General features: G+C 60.6%; 4 protein-coding genes. 2 read left to right on the forward strand and 2 right to left on the reverse strand.

What is annotated here, in order from left to right:
* Positions 1-299 precede the first annotated feature (299 nt).
* Positions 300-827 carry a nitroreductase family protein gene (locus tag Q1K49_RS13420; protein WP_300526491.1) on the reverse strand — a complete coding sequence of 176 codons (528 nt, stop codon included), beginning with the start codon at positions 825-827 and terminating at the stop codon, positions 300-302.
* A gap of 30 nt (positions 828-857) precedes the next feature.
* Entirely contained in the window at positions 858-1,391 is a 534-nt protein-coding gene (locus Q1K49_RS13425) for a folate family ECF transporter S component (RefSeq protein ID WP_300526492.1), read from the reverse strand.
* A 282-nt stretch (positions 1,392-1,673) separates the two neighbouring features.
* Between Q1K49_RS13425 and Q1K49_RS13430 the strand changes: the two genes are divergently transcribed.
* Both Q1K49_RS13430 and Q1K49_RS13435 read left to right on the forward strand, forming a co-directional pair.
* Entirely contained in the window at positions 1,674-2,705 is a 1,032-nt protein-coding gene (locus tag Q1K49_RS13430) for an NAD(P)H-dependent glycerol-3-phosphate dehydrogenase (protein ID WP_300526493.1), read from the forward strand.
* Between the two features lie 73 nt (positions 2,706-2,778).
* Positions 2,779-4,257 (forward strand): S8 family serine peptidase (locus Q1K49_RS13435; RefSeq protein ID WP_300526494.1); only part of this gene is annotated, 1,479 nt, incomplete at its 3' end.

The following is a 4,257-nucleotide window of genomic DNA, read 5'->3' on the forward strand; positions in this document are numbered from 1 at the left end:
CTCATGGCGTAATCGAGGTAGCTGTGCTTGATCTCCTCTTCCAGAGGCAGGGGAACCACCGTGCCGAAATCCAATCGGCCACCCAACAGTTCCGACATGAACGTTCCTCCTCGTTTCCTCACCGTGGTTTTTCCGCACGGAACGACGACAACCGATTTTCGGCGAAGGAAGGACCTTCACCTCTCGTTTTCCGTCGCATCGAACGTACAAAAAGAGAAAAACGACGGAAATCCGTCGCTTTTCACGCTTGGATCAGCATCTCATTATACCACGTATGTTTGTCGTTCCTCTCTCGGGAGTTACCAGCCGTTCCGGTGCACCACGCCCTCGTCTATTCCTTCGTGGGGCTCCTTCACTTCGTCGGGATAGCCGAGGACGGCGACACCGAGAACGGAAACCGCTCCGGGAATACCGAGGATCAGCCGAAGCGCCTGTTCTCGCTCGGGAGAATGGTGGACGCCGAGCCAGACGCTCCCCAGATCGAGAGCTCGGGCCGCCACAAGGATATTTTCCATGGCGGCGGAACAATCTTCCTCCCAATAGACCCGTGCAAATTCGTTCTTGTCGGGATCGCCGCAAACCACGACTGCGAGGGGCGCACGAAAAAGCATCTTCCCGTAAGGATGTGCTCCCGCAAGCGCATCGAGTTTCGCCCGATCATCCACCACCACGAAATGCCATGGTCTGCTTCCTGCCGCCGTCGGGGCCGCACAGGCGCACTCCAGCAGCAGGTCGATCTTTTCCCGCTCCACCGGCTGAGAAGTGTATTTCCGAATGCTGCGTCTTCCAAGAATCGCGGCGACGGCCGCATGCTCCCGCATGGACATTCCCTATTCCTCCCTGTCTGGTCTGTTCGTCTAACCGCAGCGTGCGGCCGGAAAGAGTCGAACTCTTCGCAGAAGAATATCCGCTCCTGCGGCATACACCGGGATATGGATCATCGCCGCAATCACACGTCCCGGGAGAAGCGCCGCGAAGGGAAGACCGAAAAGGTTTTGCAGGAACCAGGGAACCAGGAACGTCGAAACGAGAATCTGCCCGGAGGCCGCCGCCAGAAACAGCCTCCAGAAGCAGCGCCCGACGGTCATCCTGAAGACGACGGCGGGAAGAACTCCGGAGAGTGCGGCGGCAACGGTGAAATGGGGCATGTACGGTCCCATGGGATTGACCCAGTACCCCAGAAGGTCTCCGAGAGCCCCTACAATCGCCCCCGCAAGGGGGCCCATGCTGACGCCCGCAAAAAATACGGGAAACGTGCCGAAACCGAGACGGATTCCCTCGACCGGCCCGATGGCGATACGGATGCTGGCGACGCGAGCCAAAACAATGTTGAGACTCACGAAAAGAGCCAGCAACACAAGCTCTCTCGTGGTGAATCTCTGTTCATTCACAGGTGCTCCCCCTTTCCGTTCGTCCGCGAGGCCTTCGGCGGCTCCCTCTGCATTTTTCCCTGGAGCGGGCGAAAAAGCGCCGTTTTGTCCTCTGGATTATAGAACGTTTACCCAGGAAACGCACCTCTCGACAACACGCAATGGCACCGACCGCAACAAACGAGGGAAAGAACTTCCGGCTCTGTATCTCTCCCCTGCTGGTATAATGATCTTGTTTCGGCGACAACGCTTCTTCCACGAAGAACACGACGTCACCGAATCCGATAAAGGAGGAAAACGTTCATGGCAAATCTGTCCGTATTCGGAGCGGGAAGCTGGGGAACCGCTTTCGCCCATCTCGCCTCGTCCCGTGGGCATAACGTCTGTCTGTGGTGCCGACGTCCCCAACAAGCCAGAGCCATCGCGACGTCAGGGAGAAATCCCGACTATCTCAAGGACATTCCGCTCAGTCCGAATCTGCTTCCGACAGGCAATCTCGCCGAGGCGGCGATCTTCGCCGAAAGATGGGTTTTCGCCGTCCCTGCCCAATCGTTTCGGGAACTGGCGGGCAAGCTCCGACCGCTCGCCCCGCGAAACGTCCGGGCCTGCAATCTCGCAAAAGGCTTCGAAATCACCACAGGAAAGGCCATGAGCCAGGTCTGTCACGAGACGCTTCCCATGGCCGTGTACAGCGTGCTCTCCGGTCCGTGTCACGCGGAGGAAGTGGTTCAGGGACTTCCTACCGCGGTGGTCGTCGCTTCGGCACTTTTCGAGGAGGCATTCGAATGGCAGGTCCTCCTCACGGGAAATACCTTCCGTGTCTACACGAACGAGGACGTGACGGGTGTGGAGATCGGTGGTGCCGTGAAAAACGTCGTGGCCATCGCCGCAGGCATAACCCAGGGTATGGGATTGGGAGACAACGCCGTGGCCGCGCTCGCCACGCGGGGACTCGCGGAAATTCTCCGTCTTGGAGCCCGTCTGGGCGCGAACCCGCTCACCCTCACGGGACTCGCCGGTGTCGGCGACCTCATGACCACCTGCTACAGCCGCCACTCGAGAAATTTCCGCCTGGGCTTCTCCGTCGGCGAGGGGATGCCCCCGGAAGAGGCACTTCTTCGGCTGGGCCAGGTGGCCGAAGGATATTACACGGCCCAGGCACTTCGGGAACACGCCGACGCCTTCGGGGTAGAACTTCCCATCGTCGAGGGCGTGTTCCGCATTCTCCACGAGAACGCAGCCCCTCGGGATATTCTGGACGAGCTTCTTCTACGGGATCCGAAACCCGAGCTCTCTCCGGAGCTGCTCTGGGGCGGACGGGAAGCGGACTCCTGAAAAGGAACCCCTCCAACGCGGATGAACAGGAACATCCGTTTACGAATTCTTTCACGGAAAGGATCTGATATCCATGTACACAGCACCCGTTCGACGCTCTTTGCTGTCGCTCTCCGCGCTCCTTCTTGCGTCGTTCCTGCTCACGACGCTGTTTCCTGCCGCATCCCCGGGTGCCCCCTACATTCTCCTCGCCCCGAGAGGAGAAGAGAACGACACGGCCCAGGCAAGCACGTCCTCTTTTCAGGCCTCTGAAAGACTCGCCTCGTTGGGCATCTCGTCCACCCCATCGGAGGAGTTCTCCAACATCGGCGCTTCCTTGATCGATCTGGATGACAAGGATGCCGCCCTCGTCCGGAAATCGGGGACACTCCTTCTCGTTCGGGCGGACATTCTCTTTCACGCCACGCCCGAAGAATCCGGGATGACCTTCGACCCGGCGCTGGACACACCCTGGCACGTCGCATGGGCACAAAACGCGGGGCTTACCTCCGGAATCACCGCAGCGCAGTGGAATACCGTTCTCGTGGCGGTCCTCGATTCGGGTCTCAATGACCACCCGGACTTTTCCGGGGCCCCGATCCGGTGGGACCTTGCCTACAACGCGATCACGCGCACCGCGGGAAGCAGGTCGGCTCTCACCGATGAACACGGCCACGGCACGAACGTGACGGGCACGCTCGCGGGATCGGCGACGGGCATCATCCCCTCCGCGCCGCTCCTCCCCGTGAAAGTCGCCGACAAAAACGGCAGCGCCAAGGTGAGCGACCTCACCGCCGCAGTAGATTACCTCGTGGGGCTCGCCAACAACACGCTGCCGGGGAAAAAGATTTTCCTGAACTTCAGTTATTCCACGGATCCCTCCGACAGTCCCGACAGCGCATTGCAAAGCTTCTTCGAGGAACTCTTCCTTCGGTGCGACGAGGTGGGGATGCTTTTCTTCTCCGCTGCCGGGAACGAGGCCGCCGATCTGGACCGCAAGTACGTCTATCCGGCAAGAGCCTCCGCGAGAAACGCCCTTGCCGTTGCCGCCACGGATACGGCGGGATTGCTGGCATCCTTCTCCAACCACAGCGCCTACGCAGTCGAAGTGGCCGCTCCCGGAACGGCCATCACGACTACCGACAAGAGCGGCAGCGGCTACAAGACCGTGAACGGGACATCCTTCGCCTCTCCCATCACCACCGGCGTGGCGGCGGCCCTGTGGGCGCGCCGCGCCGAACTCGCCAACTGGCAGGTGCGCAATGTCCTCCTCAATGCAGTTGACACGCCGCTCTGGATGCAGAGCGGCAGCACCGCCCTTTCCACCGCTGCGTCCTCCCTTTCCGTCATTGCGGGGAATGTTCTCCGCCCGGCCCGAACCACCGACACCTCCTTCGTGACGAATGCGAAGGGAACGGAGCCAAAGGCCGTGGGACTCGTTCCCGCCTCCGGTGGGGGGGGAGGTGGTTGCGCCGCCGCAACGGCGCCGGCGGGGATCTTCCTACTGCTCATCCCCCTTGTTCCGCTCTTCCAGCGCACCGGACGAGAGACAAAAGCACGCAAGGCACAAAAA

The organism is Aminiphilus sp., assembly GCF_029975095.1.
Classification (GTDB): Bacteria; Synergistota; Synergistia; order Synergistales; family Aminiphilaceae; genus Aminiphilus.